This window comes from Cedecea sp. VD22 (genome assembly GCF_037150195.1).
In the GTDB taxonomy this organism is placed as follows: Bacteria; Pseudomonadota; Gammaproteobacteria; order Enterobacterales; family Enterobacteriaceae; genus Cedecea.
Map to the genome: position 1 here is coordinate 162,181 of NZ_JBBCPX010000001.1, position 23,264 is coordinate 185,444.

Genomic DNA, 23,264 nt, shown 5'->3' on the forward strand with positions numbered 1-23,264 from the left:
CATTCCCAAACGGGCACATTGATTCAGTTAATCAGGATAGAAAAAGATGAAGACACAGACCCTGGCCGCGGCCACCCTTTTGTTCTCCACGGCAAGCTTTGCCGCCCCGCTGACGCTGGACGTCTACAACCCTCAGGACAAAGGCGTCTTCCCGGTCACCTCTACGCTGATCAGCGGCCCAACGGAAGCCACGTTGATTGATGCCCAGTTCAGCGTTAAAGACGGCGAGGCGCTGGTGAAAATGATTCAACACAGCGGCAAAAAGCTGACCCGCGTGCTTATCACCGCCGGTGACCCGGATTATTACTTTGGCCTGGAGCCCATTGTTAAAGCGTACCCGCAGGTAAAAATTGAAGCCACGCCGCTGGTCGTCGACCATATCAACCAAACCAAAGCAGAGAAGCTCAAATACTGGGGCCCAATCCTGAAAGATGGCGCGCCAAAAGAAGTCTTCGTGCCGCAGGTGACGCACGAGACAACCTTCACCGTCGACGGTGAAAAAATTGAGCTGCGCCAGCCCGCTTCTCACGCTGCATATCTGTGGATCCCGGCCAACAAAACGATTCTTGGCGGCGTAGGTGTCAGCTCCGGTATTCACGTCTGGACCGCCGATTCCCAGACAAAAGCTGCCCGTCAGGAATGGCGCGATGTGCTGGATGAAATGGCGGCCCTGAAGCCAAAACGCGTGATCCCGGGCCACTACATTGGTGAAGTCAAACCAGGCGCGGCCCCGGTGGTCTTTACCGGCGACTATTTAGCCGACTTTGAGCTGGCGCTGAAGAAAGGCAAAAGCGCCCCGGTCATTGCGGAAATGAAGCAAAAATATCCGGGCCTGGCCGATGAAAGCTCGCTGGAGATGAGCGCCAAAGTGAATACCGGCGAAATGAAGTGGTGATTCGCTAAACGTAAAAAAGGAGCAAAAGCTCCCTTTACTACGATCAGCAAACTAAAAAGGGAGCCTGCGCTCCCTTTTTATTATTTGAAGTCGACCTTCATCAGCTCGGGAATAGAATAATCCCGGGTGGTTTCCACGCAACGGCTGATGTAATCCACAAAGCGCGGCGGCGGAGACATGCCTAAATCCAGCAGCTTCTCGTTAGAGAAACGCACGTTCAGCATAGAGAACTCCCCGTACAGACGCATCGCTCGCAGCATTAAGCGCTCATTGCACGGCCCGTAAATGGATTTGAAGCTTCTGCGGCTTTTCACCAGCTCGCTGTAATCCACCTGCTCGTAATTGGAGAAGATCGGCGTCTGGTTCAGCGCGCTGGACATCGCTTCATCGATGTCAGCAAAGCGGATGCTGCTCACGTCCCCGGCGGAGATGTGGTAGATCTTTTCTTTCAGCGAGTCGCTCTTCGCCAGCAGCAGCAGCGCTTCTGCGCAATAGTCCACCGGAATAACGTCGATTTTGTCATCCAGGGAGCACATAAATTTCCCGAGCATCAGCACCATGCGGAAGACCCAGAAGATGCTGCTGGACGGGCGGCAGCCCTGCTCGCTGTGGCCCACCACGATGGATGGACGAGCGATAACCAGCGGCAGCTGCGGGAACTGCTCGGACATCATGCGTTCGATGGTGGACTTAGACCAGGTGTACTGCACCAGGTGCTCTTCTTCCGGCTTGCTCGACATGCTTTCCGTGACCAGCGTGCCCGCATCCGGTACACAGGACATTGCGGTGCCGACGTGCAGGAAACGCTGCAGGCCCTTCACCTGGGACATGCGGCGAGCAAACTGCAGCGTGCCTTCCACGTTAACTTTCCAGATCAGCGCATTCTCGCCAAACGACGCCACCGCGGCGCAGTTAATAACGTGCGTGACGCTGGACAGTCTTTCATCATCCAGAAAATGTTCAGGCTCGGCTAAGTCACCCAGCAATATATTTTCCGGGTTAATTTGTGCCAGCTGTGCTTCAGTACAGCCAAAATTAGCAAGGTTATTTCTGATTCTGGCCACGCCCTCCTGAGGAGAGTTCGCTCGTACCAATAGTAATACGGTATTGAAAGAAGATTCAGAGAGGGATCGGGCTAAAACCGCGCCGCCCAGGAAACCTGTCGCACCGGTAATCAAAAGTTGACTCATTATTATAACCTCAGGAGTGAAAACACGAGCATAGTAAAATGGCAAAAATAAACGTTTCCTCAATAAAGCGGATTACCTTTACATAATGCCCAGTACTTTCGTGTAACGGTTTGTACATCCTTGTTTTAAAAGAAAAATAAAAATAAAAAATTAATTTCAGGCGCAATTATTTTGACTATTTATTGATGTCGGTAATATTAAGAAAACCTTAATAAACGATAAACAGAACCGTTATTTCTGGGTAATCAGGAACTCTTTTTAATTTACAGGAAATAAAAAGCCCACAACAGTGGGCTGGAGGTGAGTTGCCAAAGCAGTCATTTTTTCTCGGGCGCAGGCGTCGCAGCAATGGCCCAACAGGTCAATCCCGGGTCTGAACCCAGAACGCGTGAATCAGGCCGGGGAAGTAGCCCAGCAGGGTGAGGATGATATTGAGGATGAAGGCCCAGCCAAAACCTTTGCCGATAAGCACACCCAACGGTGGCAGGATAATTGTGAAAACAACGCGCCAAAACCCCATATAAACTCCTGATAAATTAGATTAGTCCATACTAAAAAAACACCTTGCCCTTAAAGCGTAGACGAATCTCAGAGGTTTGTTCAGAGTGATAATTCTGGAAAATTTAGTTTCATAACTCAATGTTGAAAAAAATATCATGCGGCACTTGCCAACCATAACAACTCAGGATAATTTCTTGCCTTCGGTAGCTTGATGAACCCTCATTCCGCTATCGAAATATGCCTATATTTCTCCTCCACTGGAGGGGCCGGAACCACTCAAAAAACGATCCGGTCGATCACCAATTATATTAATGATGATAGCCTTATGGTGACCCGGCGTTTGCCGGGTTTTTTCGATTATATTCCTGCGAATAATGCAATCAATGCCAATGCCGCAGGCGCTGCCTGCACGTAAAGTATTTTTTTACTGGCTGTTAAACCACCAAATAAACCAGCAATCAGAACGCAAATAAGGAAAAACAGTTTAAATTCATAGCCGCTGCTCGCCGCCAGGAGTCCATAAAGCAATCCCGCTGCTAAAAAACCGTTGTACAACCCCTGATTGGCCGCCAGAGTTTTCGACTGTTGAGCAAACTCAGAAGACAACCCAAAAGCCTTTCGCCCCGCCGGTTTATCCCAAAGCACCATTTCCAGCACCAGAATATAAAGGTGAATCACGGCCACCAGGCCGATAAGAATATTGGCAATCATAGGCAATTCCTGAAAGGGTTATTTTGTCGCCAGGCACCGGTTACACTTCATAGCCCAGCGCCTCGATCACGTGTTCCATCGCTTCGCTGGTCAGCGGGGAACGTTTGATTTTATGGTTAGCCAGCATGGTTCTGACCACCCCGGCAATCACGATATGTTTAGGTTCCTGCCCAAGATCGCGCATCTCCAGCACCACCTTACCCACCACGCGGCACATCTCCTGGTACAGCGCTTCATCTTTAGCTTTTTTATCCATCTCGCCTCCGGCTTATCTGTTTGATCTTACAGTAGCATTTAACGCCATCGACGACTAAAAATAGCAAAACAATTTTCACGCTTTTTGGAACAGTTCACGTTACGGGCTCTCTTCCTGTGGGATGCGTTCCACCAGCATAAACTCTTCAAAAATTAAGGGCATCTCTTCAGAAAATTCGCCATTTCTTTCAAAAAATATCTGATGTTCTCGCCGCCAGTACGAGAGGCTTAAGTCCCCTTCCCCCTCCTTACGGGCCTGCTCTGCACTGACCTGTGAAAATTTAAGAGTCGTTAAAGACAGCGTCTGGATAACACAAACCGGGTCACCGCTACCGTTAAGAATAATGCTATATCCGCCGGGTACGGGAGCCTCTTCCCCATTCTCATAGGCAGATGCCGCAGAACATGTCGCTGTTTTGCGGCCCTTCAAAACTAAATCCACCAGCTCGTCGGCCAGCTCAGGCGAATCGCCAAATGCCCATACCTGCGCATTGGGATATTTTTTCTGGTATTCAGTCAGTCGCGTAGACATGAAGTATTCTCCCTCTCCTTTTGGGATTGAAATACAGGCGAAGCCATCAGAATGGATCATCAACCCAGTGTTAGCTACATTTTAAACAATATATTTGAAGGAATGGCCCGTCAGGGCATCATCGAAAAACGGGTGTGGGCGGGGTAATTTACCAGAGCTGTGACGGAAAACAGGAGATATTTCTGTTTGATGATAAAGATGGGTTCACACAGTATCTTTTTTTCAGCGCATTGTCGGTAAGTGACTCAACGGTGAGAGCCATCTGGCTCTCACTTTTTAAATTAACAGCGAGTTTAATCCCATTTAAACGTCACGCCAGCCCGGGCGGTACTGTTGCTGTTATCGCGATCGTATTTAGAATAAGGATCGGACAGCAGCTTTTGGTCACCTTTATCAAGCTTGCCGTACATATTTTGAGGTTTCTTTTCTTCGTTACTCACACACACATTCCCGTAGCAGCCCGGGTCTTGTTCCGCCTCGGTCCAGACGAGTTCCGAAGCAGGCTTGTTCGCGGCATAGGCGTGGGCGGTTAACAACATAGCGCAGATGATAAGCGTCTTATTCATAAATAATCCCTTTTATGATAATGATAATCAACTGCAATTTTAACATCTTCATGTCACTTGAAGACAATCAGTTTAAAACTGAAGATTATTAGCCAAAGCAGTATAAAAATAGCGTACTAATAGAGGGCCCTAAACACACGTTTACCCCAGGATCAGGACATCAACCGCCCTCTGCACCGCTACGTCATCCAGGCCACTGGCATACAGCTTATGTATCATGTCAGCTATCGACTCCCGCGATAGCGCCTCTTTACGCGCCAGCAGTTGCACGACAGCCGCCCCGATCACCTGCAACGTTTCAGGATGAAGCTCCTCGGAGACGTGCTTGTCCTTGTCCATACTCACTCCATAAATGAAATTCCCTGTCTTTCTAAACTAGCACAAGAGAGCTCAGACAAAACTGGGATCTTTTCCTAATCCCCCGCCCTTTTGCGACGTCGGCAAATAACTCATTGATACAACTCCGTAACATTTCGCGGATTTTTTATGTCTGAATTTTACAAGAGGAAAAATGCCCCCTAAATACTGGCCTGTTCAACAGGCCCGGTAGCGATTATCATTAATAAATATAGGGGCACGCCAGGGGAAAGTATGCTGCACTTTGATGTCTTTGGTAGACGTTTGGGCGTAAAGAAAGTCAGTGAACAATGGCTGCTTTATCGCGTTGATCCTAACGAGGGCAAATATTCCCGGATTTATGATGTGGTTATCCCGGGATGGCTAACGGAAGATGAACTCCCCGGCTGGCTCGGAGATATTTACCATGAAGCGGCGAGTGAAAAGCATCCGGATGTGCGGCGTACAGATAGCTGAAATTGGTCCAGGAAGGATACATTTAGCCGGAACACAAGCCGAAGAAAAAATTATATAAATACTCGCTTGTTTCCAGCCCAACATAACAGAAAAATAACATAATCCTTAAACTTCGGCTAAACAGCAATATTTCTAACTATTTGTCTTTGCCAAAGATGATTAACAACCTACTGGTAATGTGATTAAATAACACTCCGAGTTATGCATGCGGTTAAGGTCTTCAAATGAATTTTAAAATACATGACAAACTTATTGAGGAGGCAGAGTCAGCTCAAGGACTGCTTTACAGAATGATTACCGCTTATGTCTGCGGTGCGACAGCAATAATCCTGATTTTAACATTGACAATGGGTAGCGTCAGCAGACTTAACTTTTATTTCTTTATCAATGCTTGCACCATTTCCCTGCTAACATGGTTCATCAGAAAATCCTTTCATATTAAATCAGAAGAAAAATACATAGCGTCGTTCAGAATTGCGTTATTCCTTCTTTTAAACTCAAGCTTAGCCTCGCTGACTGGTGGAGTGGAAATTTTAGATCGCGATACGACCTCTTTAATAGCAGCAGTGCTTTATGCACCAGCCATGTTTATTATTGTTCTTTCCTTCAAGAGATTTATTAAGTATATTAATAATAATTATAAAGCTGCGATAGATCTTTCATTAACTGACGAACTTACAGGATTACCCAATAGAAGACATCTTAATATGAAGCTAAGGGAGCTTGATGCTAAATATGGCACACTGTGTATTATCGACATTGATCACTTCAAAAAAATAAATGATTCTTACGGGCATGATTTTGGCGACATAACGCTTAAAAATATCGGCTTACAGCTGAGTCACTTCCTCTCAAAGGATATATTCATCTCACGATCAGGCGGCGAGGAATTTGCTGTAATTATTTTTAATAACATGGCTGCTGAAGCCGTTATCAATGAAATAAAAGACTCAGTTTCATGCAAAGATGGTAACGGAGAGACTATAACTCTCAGCATTGGTGCTGCCGTTAAACAGATGAACAGCTCTTCATCGTATGCTCTGGCCGCAGCGGATAAAGCATTATATAGGGCCAAGAGAAGCGGCAGAGATCGTATAGTTTATGCATAATGAGCCACAAGTCGCAGAAATTTTCTGGCAAACCATGAAAACGTTATCAAATAGTCGATCCGACAACAGTATTGAGAATACGCTGCAGCTATGAACGAGAAAGAGAGATTATGTGTTTAGAGGCTCATTGATTCCTGCGGCTTTTCAAGCTTAACTTATATGATTCAATTCCTGATGCATAAAATCAATCAGCGCTCTTATTTTACCGGGCAAATAGCGCCGATCGGAATAAAGGGCGAACAGCTGTAATGGAGCTGCCGAGTGTTCGAACTCAATTTCGATTAACCGGCCGTCGTCAATCCATGGCTGGCAGGCTTGCTTCGCCAGAATGGCAAACCCGACACCTGCTACCGCCGCTCGCCCTGCCATCTCTCCGCTGTTGACCCGATAATAACCTTTCACCTTGATAGTCTCGAATCCTCCCTTTTTATTGACGAACTGCCAGGGCGCGCCTTTCAGCGCACTGACCGTTGTAATACAGGGTAATTCTTCAAATTGCTGTATGCGTTCGGGCGTACCATAGCGCTGAATGAGGGCCGGGGCTGCAACAACCGTACAAGGGATAGTCAACAGGTGGCGGGCAATGTAGTCACTGTCATCCAACTTGCCGCGGCTAACAATGATAGCTAAATCCAGATCGTCGCGCAGGGATTCCAACCCGGACAAATTTGTGACACAGCTGATTTCCAGGTCCGGGTGTCGGCAGGCGAAATCGGCAATAACAGACCCGAGCAATGCAGGCCCCAGTTCATTAGGAATACACAGGCGCAATGGGCCTTTGAGTTGCACTTGCCGCAAAGTTAATTCTGTCTCAGTTTGCTCGAGCGCCTCCACTAAGGGCTTCGCTCGGGTATAAAGCAAATGTCCCGCCTGAGTGAGTTTCATATGCCGGGTGCTGCGCTCAATGAGCTGCATATTCAGTTTGTCTTCTAACTGAGAGATACAGCGGCTCACGTTGGATGTCGGCATCTCAAGCACTTTTGATGCCCCAACAAAACTTTCTTTTTCAACCACGGCAATGAACACTTTCAGGGTATTAAAATCAAGCGCCGGACGCATCAACTATCCCATAAATGATAATAATAAGTGCCATTTTTACCACCTAATCACCAGTATTGATAGCCGTTAAACTCAGGCATCTTTCACTCACAGGTGCCTGCTATGCCACCGGTTACACAGACATTTAACGATAAATCCCTTATGCGGATAGCGCTTATCATGGCTTTTATCCAGTTCACTAACGCGCTGGAATACATGATGTTCAACCCTGTTTTTGCTTTTATGGCTGCTGATTTCTCTGTTCCCGTCTCATTCTCCGGCTATGTTTCCGGGATGTATACGTTCGGGGCCGTCCTGTCGGGCATTATTGCCTTTTACTGGATCGGCCGTTTCAACAAGAAACGTTTTTTAATCGCCAATATGGCGCTGCTGGGCCTGCTGACGTTTTTGACTACGTTCACCGCCAGTTTTAACCTTCTGCTGGCATTGCGATTCTGTGCGGGCCTGGTGGGAGGGACGACAATGGGAGTGGGGATTAGCATATTGATCAATCACGCCCCGGCTAACTTGCGCGGAAAAATGCTGGCAACGGTGATTGCTTCATATTCGGTAGTAAGCATTGCAGGCATGCCCACGATATTATTTCTGTGTACTCATTATGGCTGGCATCCCGCTTTGTGGTTAATCAGTACCCTGTGTTTATTAGCCTTGCCACTTATTGTCTCCTTTATCCCTCGGGATCAGGTCTGCTGCGACACGCCCCCCGCTCTCCCTCTCGATAGAAATACTCTCCTGTTCGCTTCGGGTAATGCGCTGGTGCAGTTTAGCCCGATGCTGGTCATCCCGGTTCTGGTGCCATTAATGACCCGGCTGTTGGGTGCTTCACTGGAGCAGTTGTCCTGGCTGTTCTTCGCCGGAGGCATTGCCGGGTACCTGTCTAGCAAAATGACTGGCGCATTAACTTCTCGTTTTTCTGCTTCGAGTCTGGCTACTGGCGCAACCCTCATTTTTATACTGAGTTTGCTAATTCCCGCTCTGGGCTATCCGCATTCGGCGTTATTTATTATTTTATTTCTCGGGGCATCATACAGCCGCCTGGTTTCATCCTCGGCGCTTACCATTCAGTTTCCAGATAACGGGCAACGGGCGGGATTCGCATCCCTGCAGACATCAATCATGTATCTGATGACTACTGCCGCATTTTTCCTGTCAGCCTTTCTCTTACCCACTGATGAAATAGCGCCCCAGAATATTAATATGTTGCTGGTGCTATGTGCCATTTCCGCATCAGGGTTTCCAATTCTCGTTATTATTCTGCAAAAGAAACTGGATAAACGGACGATTCAGGCTGAGCGCCTTATGAGTGATTAGATTAGCGGCTGATTGTTTGCGATGCGGACGGGCGTGAACCAGACGGACTCCGCAATGTGAAACGCGGGCGTTCCTTCTCTAGAATGAATGTCTGCGCCTCCACTCATCAACGACATCACCCAAATTTTTGGGCATGCCATTTCGTATCCATGCCATAAATTCACGATCAAACCGAAAATGCGGCCCACACTCACCGATCATGAAACGGCGAACGTTTTGTGTATTTTTGTAGTTTTTATCCACTACAGTCGAGCGTGTTAATACCGCACTGTGCCAGTCGATGTTGACTTATTTACTCCTGTAATAAGCAGCCGATAGTGGCGTTAAACTTAGCACATTGGCGCTTAAATGCTGCGCCAGAGATGCACCGGGCCTCGTAAGAGGCGTCAACATAATGAACATCCACGGCATCTCCATCTGTGGTGTCAGGTTTAACAAACCGACATTGCTCCCTGCCCGTTGTATCTAATACCGTGGTCTGGTCGCTGGATGTCATTTGACAGACAGAAATTGGCAATTTTATAATCGGCCCACTTTCACGTCTCTTTAGAGGTATTCGTCCAATGCGCAATTAATGCCCACCGTCATCTTTGACGGCCTTTATGCAGTTTCCCTCGGGGCTGTTTTGGTGCATTAATTTCAGGATTATCGCATGACGAATTCTATTCTTACGCTCGATCGCGTTTCATTTGTATTGCCTGATGGCAAACGCCTTTTCTCAGATCTCACTGAACAATTTGACCACCGACATACTGCTCTGGTCGGTAGAAATGGCGTGGGTAAAAGCCTGCTGGCTAAAATTCTTTCAGGCCAGGTGGCGCCGACTTCCGGCCAGTGTAGTTGCTCAGGTCGTGTCAGATATCTGGCGCAGCATCTGACACCGCACCATTATCATAGCGTGGCGATGCTTGCGGGAGTCGACAGCCAGTTAGCCGCGCTGGATCGCATTGAAGCAGGCAGCACCGACCCGGCTGATTTTGACCTTGTGGGTGATAATTGGGACCTTCGCCAGCGGCTGCAGGCGCAGTTAGAGTCCGCGGGATTGGGTTACCTTTCGCCGGGTTCAGCGGTCAATCAGCTGAGTGGCGGAGAAGCCATGCGGGTAGCACTGATCGGCGCGATGCTATCTGAGGCAGATTTTCTTATCCTTGATGAGCCTACCAACCATCTGGATGCCGCCAGCCGACTGACGCTGATGCGGCAGTTGCACCAATGGCCCCGTGGTCTTTTACTCATCAGTCATGACCGGACGTTGCTGCAGCAGATGGAGCGAATGGTCGAACTATCGTCGCTCGGTTTACGCAGCTACGGCGGCAACTATGATTTTTACCAGCAAATGAAAGCGCAGGAGACTGCCTCCGCCACGCAAAACCTGGTGCGCCTCAAAACCGAGCGTAAGCGCGAAGAGCAGGCGCTGCGTGAACAACGCGAACGACTTGAAAAACGCGGATCCCGGGGTACCCGGCAGGGTAAGAATGCGAATCAGGCAAAAATATTGCTGGGCCGTCAAAAAGGCCGGAGTGAGACTTCAGCAGGAAAACGGATAAAGCAGCAAACCCAAGCGTGGGCGTTGCTCAGCCAGCAGGTGCAGCAAGCCATAAAGCAAATTGAGGTATCTACGCACATCGCCATGCACATCACCTCTACATTCGGGGCATTACCGCAGAAGGTCGCCACCCTTGACGAGGTCGTATTACCTTTTGTTCCTGCTTCTTTTCGCGAGATAACGCTGACCATTAACGGCGGGCAACGGATCGGTGTTGTCGGTTCCAACGGATGCGGTAAATCAACATTATTAAAAACCTTAGCGTGTCTGTTGCCGCCGGTGTCTGGTCATCGTGAGGTCTGGGCTAAAGCGGCTTATCTTGACCAGCAGATGTCCATTCTGGATCGGCAAAAAACGGCACTTGAGCAACTTCTGGCGGTGAATTCTCAGGTGGGGGAATCCCAACTGCGTATGCAACTTGCCCAGCTTGGACTGGATGCATCTCGTGTGTCATTACCCTGCGGCGAACTTAGCGGCGGGGAACAACTCAAAGCTGCGCTGGCAATGCTAATTTATGCTGACTCGCCCGCCAGCTTTTTATTGCTCGATGAACCGAGTAATCATCTGGATATTGTATCCCTGCATACGCTGGAATCTTTCCTCAATCAGTATCAGGGCACCCTGATGGTGGTGTCACACGATGAGGTGTTTCTCAGCCAGATTGAGCTAACACACTGGCTGGTTGCGGGAGATAAGGGTTGGGAATTATCCCCCTGTTAGCAGGTTGAATGATCTTATGGCTCATGCAATTTCAAACAGAATCTAGTGACATACCGATTTAGGCCGCATAAGCAAAAGTGAGCAATATCTACTCCTGGCACTTGGCGGACGAGCCAATGAAGCTGAAGGTCCGGTGTGAGCGAGGAGCAGACATTAGTTTTATACTGATAACATCAAGTGATTGTAACATGTTACAATCATAATCTAGTGTGGATATGCATAATTCATTATTTTGAATATTGATTCATAGTTGGCATTTTTACTTATCGGTTTAATAAAAGGATTTTATAATATGAATTTACAGCTAAATGAGAAACTGGGTGTTTTGTTAAATGATGTTTGTGATGATGGACCGGGTGTCGTTCTCATGGCCAGATTTGATGACGGCAATGAGTATTATCTGGGGCGTGGTAAGGCTGATATTGAAAAAGGTATTGATGTTAGTAAAAAAACGGTATTTAACATCGCCTCACTTTCAAAACAATTTACTGCTTTTTGCATTCACTTATTAGAAAGCGAAGGTCGAATTTCTTTAAATGATACTATAAAAAAATTCATACCAGAACTTCCTGAGTATGCAAGTTTTATAAAAATAGATAATCTAGTTCACCATACAAGTGGATTAAGGGACTACATAGATATAGCGGAAGAAAGGGGTGTTTCACTATCTGGGAACTTGTCTCCAACAGAAAGTTTGAAAGATGTCTGCGATTGCAGCAAGCCAGATTTTATCGCAGGGAGTAAGTTCGCTTACTCTAATACGAATTATTTTCTTCTTTCTATTTTAATAGAGAGGGTTACAGGACAGAAAATATCTCAATTTGCGCGTGATATGATTTTCACACCCCTCAATATGAATGATACTTTTTATAACGAATCGTACCCTATCGAAATAGAAAAAGCTAAAGGATATAGCCCTTCTGAGTTGACAGGGTGTTATGATCATAATGAAAGTTTATGGACACAAACTGGCGATGGGGCTATTTACTCTACTGCAGAAGACTTGATGAAATGGGGTGGGAATTTCTCAAGTATTAAATCAGGAAATAGCAAGATAATAGACATGATTTCTGAGCCTTTCGATGAACTAATGGCTGATGTTAATTCTAGGGTTGCGAGTTATCAGGCTTATGGCTCTGGTTTATTTATTCAGCATGATTTTAAAGAAAAAAGCCTGCTGCACTCAGGAAGTTGGATAGGCTACGCTTCATTTTTCGTTAGACACGTTAATTCAAAGTTAACAGTAGTTGTACTTTCAAATAGAGATGATTTTAACGCTGGGAAAGCCGCTTATCATGCATCGGAATTGCTACTCAATATAGACCTGAATGACTATGATTCTCAAAGTGACTTTGGATATTAACTAACTTTTTCTGAACACCATCATAACGTCCGCACCTGGCACAGAGCGGACGTTAATCCTTCACGCTATAAAACCACAGTAAATATATTGCTCTCAGCTGAGGTAAATCACTCTCCCGGCGCACTCACCGTCCTTGAAATCCATAATGACCAGGGCGTCACGATCCTCTGGCGCCTGAGCAATAAGTTCACCTTTTGCATTCCATGCGGCGCTTTTCCCGACTGGCTTCCAACCGCCTGAGTTGCCGCAGTAATTGGCCATTAGCGTAGGCATTGCGTAAAATTTGGCGTAGCTTTTAAGCACATCGGTATCTTTCTCATAGCCGCCCGCGCTCAAAACTGAATTAATATAAATCTCAGCGCCTATCTGCACCGTTTGTTCTACATGCCTCGGCTGCCCGGCGTCTGCGCATATAGCCACACCGACGTTAAACGTGCGGGCCGTAATAACACACGCCGCTGTGCCGGATGAAAAGTAATCAGACTCTCCGGGGTGAAGATACATTTTTCGATAATAAGAAATTGGCTGCCCGGCAGAAATGACACATGCGCCAATGGCCGGTTTATTATCCTGCACATACAAAGGTGCCCCCGCCACAATGGTCATCTCATGGCGGTCGGCCAATGCCTGAAGCGGCTGGAGGCAGGACTCATCGATGAGAGCCAATTTTCCAGCTAGCTCAGGCTCATAACCCGTTAAAGAAAGCTCCGGAAAAATGATCAGGTTTACATCTGCCGAGGCGGCCAAAGTAATCAGCAATTCGTGACAGCGCATATTCTCTTCAATATTGCCGCGAACCGGAGCAAACTGTCCCGCGGCAATGCTTAACCTTTCCCGAATACCGTTCATACTTATCCCCGTAATTTTTTTACAATCATCGGCTAAAATCTTAAAACAAACACCTTGCCTCATATTCAGGCAGCCCCAAGGTTCTTTTGGCGCAGGGGGTTGTAACCATCATCCAAAACCAACAATAAAAAACGGGAACCCTAAGGCTCCCGTTGTCACATCACCAGCGGCGCTGATTACATGTGTTTAATGATAGCGTCGCCAAATTCTGAACATTTCAGCAGCTTAGCGCCATCCATCAGACGCTCGAAGTCATAAGTTACGGTCTTAGCTTCGATAGCGCCTTCCATCCCTTTAACGATCAGGTCAGCCGCTTCAAACCATTCCATATGACGCAGCATCATTTCTGCGGACAGAATGATGGAGCCTGGGTTCACTTTGTCCTGGCCTGCGTACTTAGGCGCAGTACCGTGGGTCGCTTCGAACAGCGCGCAGTCGTCGCCGATGTTTGCGCCCGGGGCGATACCGATGCCGCCAACCTGTGCCGCCAGGGCATCAGAAATGTAGTCGCCGTTCAGGTTCATACAGGCGATCACGTCGTATTCCGCAGGACGCAGCAGGATCTGCTGCAGGAACGCATCGGCGATCACGTCTTTTACAACGATCTCTTTGCCGGTGTTCGGGTTCTTGATTTTCACCCACGGGCCGCCGTCGATCAGCTCGCCGCCGAACTCTTCGCGAGCCAGCTGGTAGCCCCAGTCTTTGAACGCGCCTTCGGTGAACTTCATGATGTTGCCTTTGTGCACCAGGGTCACGGAATCACGGTCGTTGGTGATCGCGTATTCGATGGCTGCACGTACCAGGCGTTTGGTGCCTTCTTCGGAGCAAGGCTTGATGCCGATCCCGCAGTGCTCAGGGAAGCGAATTTTCTTCACGCCCATTTCGTCACGCAGGAACTTGATAACTTTGTCCGCTTCAGCGCTGTCCGCTTTCCACTCGATACCCGCATAGATATCTTCGGAGTTCTCACGGAAGATAACCATGTCGGTCAGCTCAGGCTGTTTCACCGGGCTTGGGGTACCCTGGTAGTAGCGTACCGGGCGCAGGCAAACGTACAGGTCCAGCTGCTGACGCAGGGCAACGTTCAGGGAGCGAATACCGCCGCCGACTGGGGTAGTCAGTGGGCCTTTGATGGCCACGCGGTAGTCACGAATCAGGTCCAGAGTTTCTTCTGGCAGCCAGACGTCCTGGCCATAAACTTGGGTAGATTTTTCGCCGGTGTAGATTTCCATCCAGGAAATTTTCCGCTCGCCGTTGTAGGCTTTTGCCACGGCAGCATCCACCACTTTAATCATGGCAGGGGTCACGTCCACACCGATACCGTCCCCTTCAATGAACGGGATCACTGGGTTGTTAGGAACGTTGATTTTGCCATTTTGCAGGGTGATCTTTTTACCTTCCGCCGGAACGACTACTTTGCTTTCCATTCACCTCTCCTTCGAGCGCTTCTGGTTTTTTGTTAATGATTTGTAATTTGCGGGCTCATACTACTGCAATATCGGGCTCGCGCCAATCACTCATGTTTTCCGTTATAATGCGTCAATCCACCCGCGCTGAAAACACTATGAACAAAACTTCTTTTAGGAATCACCAAGTTAAACGATTCAGCAGCCCACAACCCGCCAGGCGCAAGAAGCCTGACGGTCCAAAGAAGCTGGTTATCTTCAATAAGCCCTACGATGTGCTGCCGCAGTTCACCGACGAAGCCGGGCGCAGCACGCTAAAGGATTACATTCCTTTACAAGGCATCTATGCCGCGGGACGTCTCGACCGCGACAGCGAAGGGCTGCTGGTGCTCACCAATGACGGGGCGCTGCAGGCCAAACTGACCCAGCCAGGTAAACGCACCGGCAAAATCTATTACGTGCAGGTGGAAGGCGAGCCAACGGAAGAAGCGCTTAACGCCCTGCGCAACGGCGTCGAGTTGAACGACGGCCCCACATTGCCGGCAGGCGCCGAACTGGTTGCCGAGCCAGAATGGCTGTGGCCGCGAAACCCGCCGATTCGCGAACGTAAGGCGATCCCCACCAGTTGGCTAAAGATCACGCTTTATGAAGGCCGTAACCGCCAGGTTCGCCGCATGACGGCGCACGTGGGCTACCCTACCCTGCGCCTGATTCGCTACGCCATGGGCGACTACACGCTGGCAGGCCTGGCCAACGGCGAGTGGCGCGAAGTTCCTCCGGAGCAACCAAAATGAAAAAGATACTGCTGCTGAGCTTACTTATCGGCTCCGCCACCGCAGGCGCGGCAAGTTTTGACTGCGCCAAAGCCAATGCGCCAGATGAAAAAGCGATTTGTGCCCATCGGGCGCTGAATGATAAAGACGTCGAAATGGCCACCAAATATCAGTTCTTAAAAGGGCTGTTTGCCATGGGTGGCCAGGGCGCTATGCAGGATCAGCAGCAAGCGTGGCTCAAAGAGCGCCAGAGCTGCGGGTCTGACACCACATGTCTGACCGCACAGTACAATAAACGCCTCAACGCGCTGGATGCCATTTACGCCAAAATCGACAAACCGCTTTAACCCAGGAGAAGCGATGTTTAAGCCGCACGTCACCGTGGCCTGCGTTGTTCAGGCTGAAGGTCAGTTTTTAGTCGTCGAAGAAACCATTCACGGCAAAGCACTGTGGAACCAGCCCGCCGGGCACCTCGAAGCCGACGAAACGCTGCTTGAAGCCGCGAAGCGCGAGCTGTGGGAAGAAACAGGGATTACCGCCGAGGCGCAGAGCTTTATCCGCATGCACCAGTGGATCGCCCCGGACAACACGCCTTTCCTGCGCTTCCTGTTTGCTATCGATCTGGATAAGCAGCTGCCGACCACCCCGCACGACAGCGACATTGACCGCTGCCTGTGGCTCGATGCAGAAGCCATTCTCAATGCGGCAAATCTGCGCTCGCCGCTGGTGGCGGAAAGCATCCGCTGTTACCAACAGGAGCCGCGTTATCCCCTGTCGGTGCTGGGGGCTTTTAACTGGCCGTTTACAGAGGGTGTCAAGTAGCGGCCTGCGTGATAGAATACGCCGCTTTGAAGTTCAATGTCGTGAGTCTCTCCATGTCTGATAACAGCCAGAAAAAAGTGATCGTCGGGATGTCCGGCGGCGTCGATTCCTCCGTTTCCGCTTACCTGCTGATGCAGCAGGGCTATAAGGTGGAAGGCCTGTTCATGAAGAACTGGGAAGAAGACGATGGCGAGGAGTACTGCACCGCAGCGGAAGATTTAGCCGATGCGCAGGCCGTTTGCGACAAGCTGGGCATTGAACTGCACACCGTTAACTTTGCCGCAGAGTACTGGGACAACGTGTTCGAACTGTTCCTCGAAGAGTACAAAGCCGGGCGCACGCCAAACCCGGATATCCTCTGCAACAAAGAGATCAAATTTAAAGCCTTCCTGGAATTTGCCGCCGAAGATTTAGGTGCCGACTACATTGCTACCGGCCACTACGTGCGCCGCGCTGACGTGAACGGTAAAAGCCAACTGCTGCGCGGCCTGGACGGCAACAAAGACCAGAGCTACTTCCTCTATACGCTGAGCCACGAACAGATTGCCCAAAGCCTGTTCCCGGTCGGCGAGCTGGAAAAGCCGGAAGTGCGCCGCATTGCTGAAGAGCTGGATCTGGTCACCGCGAAGAAAAAAGATTCCACCGGCATCTGTTTCATCGGCGAGCGCAAGTTCCGCGACTTCCTGGGCCGCTACCTGCCAGCCCAGCCGGGTAAAATTATTACCGTGGACGGCGAAACCGTCGGCGAGCACCAGGGGCTGATGTATCACACCCTCGGTCAGCGTAAAGGCCTCGGCATCGGCGGCACCAAAGAAGGGTCTGAAGATCCCTGGTACGTGGTCGATAAAGACGTCGCCAACAATATTCTTATCGTCGCGCAGGGTCACGATCACCCGCGTCTGATGTCGGTCGGGCTGATTGCCCAGCAGCTTCACTGGGTGGATCGCGAGCCGCTGACCGCGCCGCTGAGCTGCACGGTGAAAACACGCTACCGCCAGACGGATATCCCCTGCACGATTACGCCGCTGGACGCTGAGCGCATAGAAGTGCGTTTTGAAGAACCGGTGGCTGCCGTCACCCCAGGCCAGTCCGCGGTGTTTTACCTCGGCGAAGTGTGCCTGGGCGGCGGCATTATCGAGCAGCGTTTGCCGCTCGTCAGTTAACTACACACAAGGACGCAGCCTGGTGGCTAAAAACTACTACGACATTACTCTCGCGCTGGCCGGCATTTGCCAGTCAGCCCGTCTGGTTCAGCAGTTGGCACATCAGGGTCATTGCGACAGCGACGCGCTCCACGTCTCGCTCAACAGCGTGATTGACCAGAACCCAGGCTCAACCCTGGATGTTTTTGGCGGCAGCGAAGCTAACCTTAAGCTCGGGCTTGAAACCCTGCTGGGCGTGCTAAATGCCAGCAGCCGCCAGGGGCTGAACGCCGAGCTGACACGTTATACGCTCAGCCTGATGGTACTGGAGCGAAAACTCCACGCCGCCAAAGGCGCGATGGACACGCTCGGCAGCAAAATTAATGGCCTGCAGCGCCAGCTGGAGCACTTTGATCTCGAGTCTGACACGCTACTGAGCGCCATGGCCGGGATCTACGTGGATGTCATCAGCCCGCTTGGCCCGCGTATTCAGGTCACCGGTTCCCCTGCCGTGCTGCAAAGCCCACAGGTGCAAAGTAAAGTACGCGCGGCGCTGCTGGCCGGGATCCGTGCCGCCGTGCTGTGGCATCAGGTTGGCGGTGGCCGCCTGCAGTTAATGTTTTCTCGTCGTCGCCTGACCGATCAGGCCAAACAAATTCTTGCTCATTGTTAACCTCTCAGGAGTTGTTATGGAATTATCCTCACTGACCGCCGTTTCCCCCGTTGACGGGCGCTACGGCGACAAAGTCAGCGCTCTGCGCGCTATTTTCAGCGAATTCGGTCTGCTGAAATTCCGCGTACAGGTCGAAGTACGTTGGCTGCAAAAGCTGGCCGCGCACGCAGCGATCAAGGAAGTTCCTGCTTTTGATGCGGACGCAAACGGTTACCTTGATAAAATCGTCGCCGAGTTCAGCGAGGCTGACGCCGCGCGCATCAAAACCATCGAGCGCACCACCAACCACGACGTGAAAGCGGTGGAATACTTCCTGAAAGAGAAAGTGGAAGCAATCCCTGCCCTCCACGCGGTGTCCGAATTTATTCACTTCGCCTGTACTTCCGAAGACATCAACAACCTGTCCCACGCGCTGATGCTCGACACCGCGCGTAAAGACGTGGTCCTGCCGTACTGGCGTAAAATCATCGATGCGGTGAAAGATCTGGCGGTGCAGTACCGCGACATCCCGCTGCTGTCCCGTACCCACGGCCAGCCGGCGACCCCATCTACCATGGGGAAAGAGATGGCAAACGTCGCTTACCGCATGGAGCGCCAGTTCCGCCAGCTCGGCAACGTTGAAATCCTCGGCAAAATCAACGGCGCGGTCGGCAACTACAACGCCCACATCGCCGCTTACCCGGAAGTGGACTGGCACCAGTTCAGCGAAGAGTTCGTGACTTCTCTGGGCATTCAGTGGAACCCGTACACCACCCAGATCGAACCGCACGACTATATCGCCGAGCTGTTTGACTGCATCGCGCGCTTCAACACCATCCTGATCGACTTCGACCGCGACGTGTGGGGCTACATCGCCCTGAACCACTTCAAGCAGAAAACTATCGCCGGTGAAATTGGCTCCTCCACCATGCCGCACAAGGTGAACCCGATTGACTTCGAAAACTCCGAAGGCAACCTCGGCCTGTCCAACGCCATGCTGCAGCACCTGGCAAGCAAACTGCCGGTGTCCCGCTGGCAGCGTGACCTGACCGACTCCACCGTGCTGCGTAACCTGGGCGTGGGTATCGGCTATGCGTTGATCGCCTATCAGTCCACCCTGAAGGGCGTGAGCAAGCTGGAAGTGAACCGCGACCGCCTGCTGGACGAGCTGGATCACAACTGGGAAGTGCTGGCTGAGCCAATTCAGACCGTGATGCGCCGCTACGGCATCGAAAAGCCGTACGAGAAGCTGAAAGAGCTGACCCGCGGCAAACGCGTTGATGCCGAAGGCATGAAGCAGTTCATCGACAGCCTCGAGCTGCCGGAAGAAGAGAAAACTCGCCTGAAAGCCATGACGCCTGCCAACTATATTGGCCGCGCCATTACCATGGTTGACGAGCTGAAGTAATGAAAAAGGCCCTCTTCGGAGGGCTTTTTTGTTGCCTGCAGTTTGCCCCTCACCCCGGCCCTCTCCCCAGAGGGGCGAGTGGGAAAACAAATGACAAAGTTTATTTTGATCCCCTCTCCCTCTGGGAGAGGGTTAGGATGAGGGCCTCCAGCCGAATGGGATTGTTGACTCAGCGTTAATCTCCATAAGGGCATTGTTTATACGAGGTTTATTTCCTGTCATTAATAATTAGCGCTAAACTATCAATACTATGAATGGATTGAGGAAATATAATGCGCGTACTGGTCGTGGAAGATAATGCCCTGCTGCGTCATCACCTTAAGGTACAGCTGCGTGAAGCAGGCCACCAGGTGGATGCGGCCGAGGATGCCAAAGAGGCAGACTATTTCCTGAATGAACATACCCCGGACATCGCGATTGTTGACTTAGGCCTGCCGGATGAAGACGGCATGAGCCTGATCCGCCGCTGGCGCAGCCATGACGTAACCATTCCCATCATGGTATTAACCGCCCGTGAAGGCTGGCAGGACAAAGTTGAAGTTCTGGGCGCCGGGGCCGATGACTACGTCACTAAACCTTTCCATCTGGAAGAAGTGGTCGCCCGTATGCAGGCGCTGATGCGCCGTAACAGCGGTCTGGCTTCGCAGGTGATTTCCCTGCCGCCGTTCCAGGTCGATTTGTCCCGCCGCGAGCTGTCGATTAACGACAACCTGATCAAGCTCACCGCGTTTGAATACACCATCATGGAAACCATCATCCGCAACGCCGGGAAGGTGGTCAGCAAAGACTCGCTGATGCTGCAACTCTACCCGGACGCCGAGCTGCGCGAAAGCCACACTATTGACGTGCTGATGGGCCGTTTACGTAAAAAAATTCAGGCTGAATACCCGCAGGAAGTGATCACCACCGTGCGCGGGCAGGGCTACAGGTTCGATTTCCACTAAATGCTGAACATTTTTCGCCATATCCTGCCGCTGTCGCTGCGGGTTCGTTTCTTACTGGCTACCGCCGCGGTTGTGATGGTGCTGTCCCTGGCTTACGGCCTGGTGGCGCTGGTGGGCTACAGCGTTAGCTTTGATAAAACCACCTTCCGCCTGCTGCGCGGGGAAAGTAACCTGTTCTATACGCTGTCCAGCTGGAAGGACGGCAAGCTGCAGGTGGACTTGCCCGACAACATCAGTATCCAAAGCCCGACTATGGCGCTGATTTACGACGAGCACGGCAAACTGCTGTGGATGCAGCGCAACGTCCCGGACGTGGTGCAACAGATCCAGAAAGAGTGGCTGACCGGCAACGGCTTCCACGAGCTGGAGGCCGACTACGCAACGAGTAGCGCCCTGCTGGACAACGACAAAGATCGCCTGGCCCAGTTGAAAGACATGCACGATGACGAAAGCGACGACGGCTACGAGATGACCCACTCGGTGGCGGTCAACCTTTACCCGGCGACCGCGCGCATGCCGGCGCTGACCGTGGTCGTGGTGGACACCATTCCTATCGAGCTGAAGCGCTCGTACATGGTGTGGAGCTGGTTTATTTACGTCCTGCTGGCCAACCTGCTGCTGGTAGTGCCGCTGCTGTGGCTTGCCGCGTGGTGGAGCCTGCGCCCGATTCAGGAACTCGCACAGGAAGTGCGCGAGCTCGAAAAACACGACCGCGACAGCCTCAACCCGGAAACAACCCGCGAGCTGACAAGCCTGGTGCGTAACCTTAACCAGCTGCTGCGCACCGAGCGCGATCGCCACGACAAGTACCGCACCACGCTGACGGACTTAACGCACAGCCTGAAAACGCCGCTCGCCGTGCTGCAGTCGACCCTACGGTCGCTGCGCACCGACAAGATGAACGTCGAGCAGGCCGAACCGGTGATGCTGGAGCAGATCAGCCGCATCTCTCAGCAGATCGGCTACTACCTGCATCGCGCCAGCATGCGCGGCAACAGCGCCCTGCTTAGTCGGGAACTGCATTCCGTTGCCCCGCTGCTGGACAACCTGTGCTCGGCGCTGAACAAGGTTTACCAGCGCAAAGGGGTGAACATCACGCTGGACGTTTCGCCGGAAATCACCTTTATCGGCGAGCAAAATGACTTTATGGAAGTGATGGGCAACCTGCTGGATAACGCCTGCAAATACTGCCTGGAGTTTGTGGAAGTGACCGCCCGCCAGACCGAAGATGCGCTGCACCTGATCGTGGAAGACGACGGTCCCGGTATTCCGGAAAGCAAACGTGCAATGGTCTTCGATCGCGGCCAGCGGGCCGATACGCTGAGGCCTGGCCAGGGCGTCGGGCTGTCGGTTGCCCGAGAAATTGTCGAGCAGTACAACGGCGAGATCCAGACCAGTGCCAGCATTCTGGGCGGCGCGCGCATGGAAGTGATTTTTGCCCGCCAGCAGCCGGAACAGAATGAAGGGTGAAATAGTCCCGTAACCCGGCTCGCCATCCGTTATAATCCGTGTCAGGCTCCTCCATCTGCAGGAAGACAATAATATGGATTATCACCTGGATTTAAACTGGCCCGACTTTATTGCACGCTACTGGCAAAAACGCCCTGTGGTGCTGAAGCGCGGCTTTAAAAACTTCATCGACCCTATTTCACCGGATGAGCTGGCCGGTCTGGCCATGGAAAGCGAGGTGGACAGCCGCCTCGTGAGCCACCAGGGCGGCAAATGGCAGGTCAGCCATGGCCCGTTCCAGAGCTACGATCACCTCGGCGAGAACAACTGGTCGCTGCTGGTGCAGGCCGTGAACAACTGGCATGAACCTTCCAGCGCCCTGATGCGCCCCTTCCGCGCTCTGCCCGACTGGCGCATTGACGACCTGATGATCTCCTTCTCTGTGCCAGGCGGCGGCGTAGGCCCGCACCTGGATCAGTACGACGTGTTTATTATTCAGGGCGTGGGCCGCCGCCGCTGGCGCGTGGGCGAAAAAGTCGCCATGAAACAGCACTGCCCGCACCCGGACCTGCTCCAGGTTGAGCCGTTCGACGCCATCATCGACGAAGAGATGGAGCCGGGCGACATTCTGTATATTCCGCCGGGCTTCCCGCACGAAGGTTACTCGCTGGAAAACGCGCTGAACTACTCCGTCGGCTTCCGCGCCCCAAGCGGCCGCGAGCTGATCAGCGGCTTTGCCGACTACGTGCTGCAGCGCGAGCTGGGCGGGTTACGCTATACCGACCCGGACGTGCCTGAGCGCCAGCACCCGGCAGATATTCTGCCGCAGGAAATCGACAAGCTGCGCGAGATGATGCTGGACATCGTTAACCAGCCGGAGACCTTCCACAGCTGGTTTGGCGAGTTTATTACCCAGTCCCGCCACGAGCTGGACGTTGCGCCACCGGAGCCGCCTTATCAGCCGGATGAGATCTACGACGCACTGCAGCAAGGTGACAAGCTGGTGCGCCTGGGTGGCCTGCGCGTGCTCCGCGTGGCCGGAGAGGTGTATGTGAACGGCGAGAAGCTCGACAGCCCGCACCGCCCGGCGGTGGAAGCGCTGGCCAGCCACATTAAGCTGGACGCGGAGAAGTTTGGCGATGCGCTGGAAGATCCTTCCTTCCTCGCCACGTTAGCCGCCCTGGTGAACAGCGGCTACTGGTTCTTCGAAGACTAAAACCCTGCCCCGCCTTCGCCGTTTTATCCTGG

26 protein-coding genes are annotated in these 23,264 nt (G+C 51.5%); 15 read left to right on the top strand and 11 right to left on the bottom strand.

Annotation, left to right across the window (positions count from 1 at the left end):
• The first annotated feature begins 46 nt into the window (after window positions 1–46).
• Window positions 47–895, top strand: coding sequence for a Vmh family MBL fold metallo-hydrolase (locus tag WFK85_RS00845; RefSeq protein WP_336707983.1), 849 nt, complete (start codon window positions 47–49; stop codon window positions 893–895).
• Between the two features lie 80 nt (window positions 896–975).
• Here WFK85_RS00845 and WFK85_RS00850 read toward each other — a convergent pair whose 3' ends face one another.
• The 7 genes from WFK85_RS00850 to WFK85_RS00880 all read right to left on the bottom strand — a co-directional run bounded on the left by WFK85_RS00850 (window position 976) and on the right by WFK85_RS00880 (window position 4,989).
• A complete protein-coding gene (locus WFK85_RS00850; protein WP_008456721.1) occupies window positions 976–2,085 on the bottom strand; it encodes an SDR family oxidoreductase in 1,110 nt (369 codons plus the stop codon).
• A 361-nt stretch (window positions 2,086–2,446) separates the two neighbouring features.
• Window positions 2,447–2,605, bottom strand: coding sequence for a YqaE/Pmp3 family membrane protein (locus WFK85_RS00855; protein WP_008456722.1), 159 nt, complete (start codon window positions 2,603–2,605; stop codon window positions 2,447–2,449).
• 338 nt (window positions 2,606–2,943) lie between these two features.
• The gene (locus WFK85_RS00860; RefSeq protein WP_205246474.1) at window positions 2,944–3,297 is read right to left on the bottom strand and encodes a DUF1304 family protein; all 354 of its coding nucleotides are present in this window, start codon (window positions 3,295–3,297) and stop codon (window positions 2,944–2,946) included.
• Between the two features lie 40 nt (window positions 3,298–3,337).
• Entirely contained in the window at window positions 3,338–3,553 is a 216-nt protein-coding gene (gene fumD / locus WFK85_RS00865) for a fumarate hydratase FumD (protein ID WP_008456724.1), read from the bottom strand.
• Between the two features lie 99 nt (window positions 3,554–3,652).
• Entirely contained in the window at window positions 3,653–4,084 is a 432-nt protein-coding gene (locus WFK85_RS00870; RefSeq protein ID WP_336707979.1) for an ASCH domain-containing protein, read from the bottom strand.
• A gap of 293 nt (window positions 4,085–4,377) precedes the next feature.
• Window positions 4,378–4,650, bottom strand: a complete 273-nt coding sequence (locus WFK85_RS00875) for a hypothetical protein (RefSeq protein ID WP_008456726.1) — start codon at window positions 4,648–4,650, stop codon at window positions 4,378–4,380.
• 141 nt (window positions 4,651–4,791) lie between these two features.
• A complete protein-coding gene (locus tag WFK85_RS00880) occupies window positions 4,792–4,989 on the bottom strand; it encodes a hypothetical protein (protein ID WP_008456727.1) in 198 nt (65 codons plus the stop codon).
• A gap of 252 nt (window positions 4,990–5,241) precedes the next feature.
• On the opposite strand from WFK85_RS00880, the gene WFK85_RS00885 reads away from it, so the two are divergent.
• Together WFK85_RS00885 and WFK85_RS00890 are read left to right on the top strand one after the other, a co-directional pair.
• Entirely contained in the window at window positions 5,242–5,463 is a 222-nt protein-coding gene (locus tag WFK85_RS00885) for a DUF7661 family protein (protein ID WP_166993936.1), read from the top strand.
• 224 nt (window positions 5,464–5,687) lie between these two features.
• Complete coding sequence (locus tag WFK85_RS00890) at window positions 5,688–6,572, top strand: GGDEF domain-containing protein (RefSeq protein WP_008456730.1); 885 nt, start codon at window positions 5,688–5,690, stop codon at window positions 6,570–6,572.
• A 150-nt stretch (window positions 6,573–6,722) separates the two neighbouring features.
• Here the strand turns inward: WFK85_RS00890 and WFK85_RS00895 are convergent, their stop codons facing one another.
• Window positions 6,723–7,631 carry a LysR family transcriptional regulator gene (locus WFK85_RS00895; protein WP_336707975.1) on the bottom strand — a complete coding sequence of 303 codons (909 nt, stop codon included), beginning with the start codon at window positions 7,629–7,631 and terminating at the stop codon, window positions 6,723–6,725.
• A 102-nt stretch (window positions 7,632–7,733) separates the two neighbouring features.
• Between WFK85_RS00895 and WFK85_RS00900 the strand changes: the two genes are divergently transcribed.
• Complete coding sequence (locus tag WFK85_RS00900; protein ID WP_166993932.1) at window positions 7,734–8,942, top strand: MFS transporter; 1,209 nt, start codon at window positions 7,734–7,736, stop codon at window positions 8,940–8,942.
• 78 nt (window positions 8,943–9,020) lie between these two features.
• Here the strand turns inward: WFK85_RS00900 and WFK85_RS00905 are convergent, their stop codons facing one another.
• The gene (locus WFK85_RS00905) at window positions 9,021–9,224 is read right to left on the bottom strand and encodes a DUF6434 domain-containing protein (protein WP_166994060.1); all 204 of its coding nucleotides are present in this window, start codon (window positions 9,222–9,224) and stop codon (window positions 9,021–9,023) included.
• Window positions 9,225–9,594: 370 nt separating this feature from the next.
• Here WFK85_RS00905 and WFK85_RS00910 point away from each other — a divergent pair, with 370 nt between their 5' ends.
• Window positions 9,595–11,208 (top strand): ABC-F family ATP-binding cassette domain-containing protein, encoded by a 1,614-nt coding sequence (locus tag WFK85_RS00910; protein WP_336707972.1) that lies wholly within the window; start codon window positions 9,595–9,597, stop codon window positions 11,206–11,208.
• A gap of 292 nt (window positions 11,209–11,500) precedes the next feature.
• On the top strand, window positions 11,501–12,571 hold the full coding sequence (locus WFK85_RS00915; protein WP_336707970.1) for a serine hydrolase domain-containing protein: 1,071 nt from the start codon (window positions 11,501–11,503) through the stop codon (window positions 12,569–12,571).
• Between the two features lie 93 nt (window positions 12,572–12,664).
• On the opposite strand, the gene WFK85_RS00920 is transcribed toward WFK85_RS00915, so the two are convergent.
• Together WFK85_RS00920 and icd are read right to left on the bottom strand one after the other, a co-directional pair.
• Entirely contained in the window at window positions 12,665–13,420 is a 756-nt protein-coding gene (locus WFK85_RS00920) for a carbon-nitrogen hydrolase family protein (protein ID WP_336707968.1), read from the bottom strand.
• Window positions 13,421–13,596: 176 nt separating this feature from the next.
• A complete protein-coding gene (gene icd, locus WFK85_RS00925) occupies window positions 13,597–14,847 on the bottom strand; it encodes an NADP-dependent isocitrate dehydrogenase (RefSeq protein WP_039292075.1) in 1,251 nt (416 codons plus the stop codon).
• A gap of 107 nt (window positions 14,848–14,954) precedes the next feature.
• Here icd and rluE point away from each other — a divergent pair, with 107 nt between their 5' ends.
• The 9 genes from rluE to WFK85_RS00970 all read left to right on the top strand — a co-directional run bounded on the left by rluE (window position 14,955) and on the right by WFK85_RS00970 (window position 23,232).
• Window positions 14,955–15,620 (top strand): 23S rRNA pseudouridine(2457) synthase RluE, encoded by a 666-nt coding sequence (gene rluE, locus WFK85_RS00930; RefSeq protein WP_336707966.1) that lies wholly within the window; start codon window positions 14,955–14,957, stop codon window positions 15,618–15,620.
• Window positions 15,617–15,946 (top strand): lysozyme inhibitor LprI family protein, encoded by a 330-nt coding sequence (locus WFK85_RS00935; RefSeq protein WP_336707964.1) that lies wholly within the window; start codon window positions 15,617–15,619, stop codon window positions 15,944–15,946. Before rluE ends, WFK85_RS00935 begins: the two co-directional genes overlap by 4 nt.
• A gap of 13 nt (window positions 15,947–15,959) precedes the next feature.
• On the top strand, window positions 15,960–16,421 hold the full coding sequence (locus WFK85_RS00940) for an NUDIX hydrolase (RefSeq protein ID WP_336707962.1): 462 nt from the start codon (window positions 15,960–15,962) through the stop codon (window positions 16,419–16,421).
• Between the two features lie 53 nt (window positions 16,422–16,474).
• Entirely contained in the window at window positions 16,475–17,584 is a 1,110-nt protein-coding gene (gene mnmA, locus WFK85_RS00945; protein ID WP_008453359.1) for a tRNA 2-thiouridine(34) synthase MnmA, read from the top strand.
• 22 nt (window positions 17,585–17,606) lie between these two features.
• Entirely contained in the window at window positions 17,607–18,236 is a 630-nt protein-coding gene (gene hflD / locus WFK85_RS00950; RefSeq protein WP_008453361.1) for a high frequency lysogenization protein HflD, read from the top strand.
• A gap of 16 nt (window positions 18,237–18,252) precedes the next feature.
• Window positions 18,253–19,623, top strand: coding sequence for an adenylosuccinate lyase (gene purB, locus WFK85_RS00955; RefSeq protein ID WP_008453363.1), 1,371 nt, complete (start codon window positions 18,253–18,255; stop codon window positions 19,621–19,623).
• A gap of 272 nt (window positions 19,624–19,895) precedes the next feature.
• On the top strand, window positions 19,896–20,567 hold the full coding sequence (gene phoP / locus WFK85_RS00960) for a two-component system response regulator PhoP (protein WP_336707959.1): 672 nt from the start codon (window positions 19,896–19,898) through the stop codon (window positions 20,565–20,567).
• Window positions 20,568–22,037, top strand: coding sequence for a two-component system sensor histidine kinase PhoQ (gene phoQ, locus WFK85_RS00965; protein ID WP_166993822.1), 1,470 nt, complete (start codon window positions 20,568–20,570; stop codon window positions 22,035–22,037).
• 73 nt (window positions 22,038–22,110) lie between these two features.
• Window positions 22,111–23,232, top strand: a complete 1,122-nt coding sequence (locus WFK85_RS00970; RefSeq protein WP_008453370.1) for a ribosomal protein uL16 3-hydroxylase — start codon at window positions 22,111–22,113, stop codon at window positions 23,230–23,232.
• Window positions 23,233–23,264 lie beyond the last annotated feature (32 nt).

Bases quoted from the DNA above. Each gene is read 5' to 3' on its own strand.
- WFK85_RS00845 (WP_336707983.1), top strand. From the start codon at position 47: ATGAAGACACAGACCCTGGCCGCGGCCACCCTTTTGTTCTCCACGGCA.
- WFK85_RS00850 (WP_008456721.1), bottom strand. From the start codon at position 2,085: ATGAGTCAACTTTTGATTACCGGTGCGACAGGTTTCCTGGGCGGCGCG.
- WFK85_RS00855 (WP_008456722.1), bottom strand. From the start codon at position 2,605: ATGGGGTTTTGGCGCGTTGTTTTCACAATTATCCTGCCACCGTTGGGT.
- WFK85_RS00860 (WP_205246474.1), bottom strand. From the start codon at position 3,297: ATGATTGCCAATATTCTTATCGGCCTGGTGGCCGTGATTCACCTTTAT.
- fumD (WP_008456724.1), bottom strand. From the start codon at position 3,553: ATGGATAAAAAAGCTAAAGATGAAGCGCTGTACCAGGAGATGTGCCGC.
- WFK85_RS00870 (WP_336707979.1), bottom strand. From the start codon at position 4,084: ATGTCTACGCGACTGACTGAATACCAGAAAAAATATCCCAATGCGCAG.
- WFK85_RS00875 (WP_008456726.1), bottom strand. From the start codon at position 4,650: ATGAATAAGACGCTTATCATCTGCGCTATGTTGTTAACCGCCCACGCC.
- WFK85_RS00880 (WP_008456727.1), bottom strand. From the start codon at position 4,989: ATGGACAAGGACAAGCACGTCTCCGAGGAGCTTCATCCTGAAACGTTG.
- WFK85_RS00885 (WP_166993936.1), top strand. From the start codon at position 5,242: ATGCTGCACTTTGATGTCTTTGGTAGACGTTTGGGCGTAAAGAAAGTC.
- WFK85_RS00890 (WP_008456730.1), top strand. From the start codon at position 5,688: ATGAATTTTAAAATACATGACAAACTTATTGAGGAGGCAGAGTCAGCT.
- WFK85_RS00895 (WP_336707975.1), bottom strand. From the start codon at position 7,631: ATGCGTCCGGCGCTTGATTTTAATACCCTGAAAGTGTTCATTGCCGTG.
- WFK85_RS00900 (WP_166993932.1), top strand. From the start codon at position 7,734: ATGCCACCGGTTACACAGACATTTAACGATAAATCCCTTATGCGGATA.
- WFK85_RS00910 (WP_336707972.1), top strand. From the start codon at position 9,595: ATGACGAATTCTATTCTTACGCTCGATCGCGTTTCATTTGTATTGCCT.
- WFK85_RS00915 (WP_336707970.1), top strand. From the start codon at position 11,501: ATGAATTTACAGCTAAATGAGAAACTGGGTGTTTTGTTAAATGATGTT.
- WFK85_RS00920 (WP_336707968.1), bottom strand. From the start codon at position 13,420: ATGAACGGTATTCGGGAAAGGTTAAGCATTGCCGCGGGACAGTTTGCT.
- icd (WP_039292075.1), bottom strand. From the start codon at position 14,847: ATGGAAAGCAAAGTAGTCGTTCCGGCGGAAGGTAAAAAGATCACCCTG.
- rluE (WP_336707966.1), top strand. From the start codon at position 14,955: ATGCGTCAATCCACCCGCGCTGAAAACACTATGAACAAAACTTCTTTT.
- WFK85_RS00935 (WP_336707964.1), top strand. From the start codon at position 15,617: ATGAAAAAGATACTGCTGCTGAGCTTACTTATCGGCTCCGCCACCGCA.
- WFK85_RS00940 (WP_336707962.1), top strand. From the start codon at position 15,960: ATGTTTAAGCCGCACGTCACCGTGGCCTGCGTTGTTCAGGCTGAAGGT.
- mnmA (WP_008453359.1), top strand. From the start codon at position 16,475: ATGTCTGATAACAGCCAGAAAAAAGTGATCGTCGGGATGTCCGGCGGC.
- purB (WP_008453363.1), top strand. From the start codon at position 18,253: ATGGAATTATCCTCACTGACCGCCGTTTCCCCCGTTGACGGGCGCTAC.
- phoP (WP_336707959.1), top strand. From the start codon at position 19,896: ATGCGCGTACTGGTCGTGGAAGATAATGCCCTGCTGCGTCATCACCTT.
- phoQ (WP_166993822.1), top strand. From the start codon at position 20,568: ATGCTGAACATTTTTCGCCATATCCTGCCGCTGTCGCTGCGGGTTCGT.
- WFK85_RS00970 (WP_008453370.1), top strand. From the start codon at position 22,111: ATGGATTATCACCTGGATTTAAACTGGCCCGACTTTATTGCACGCTAC.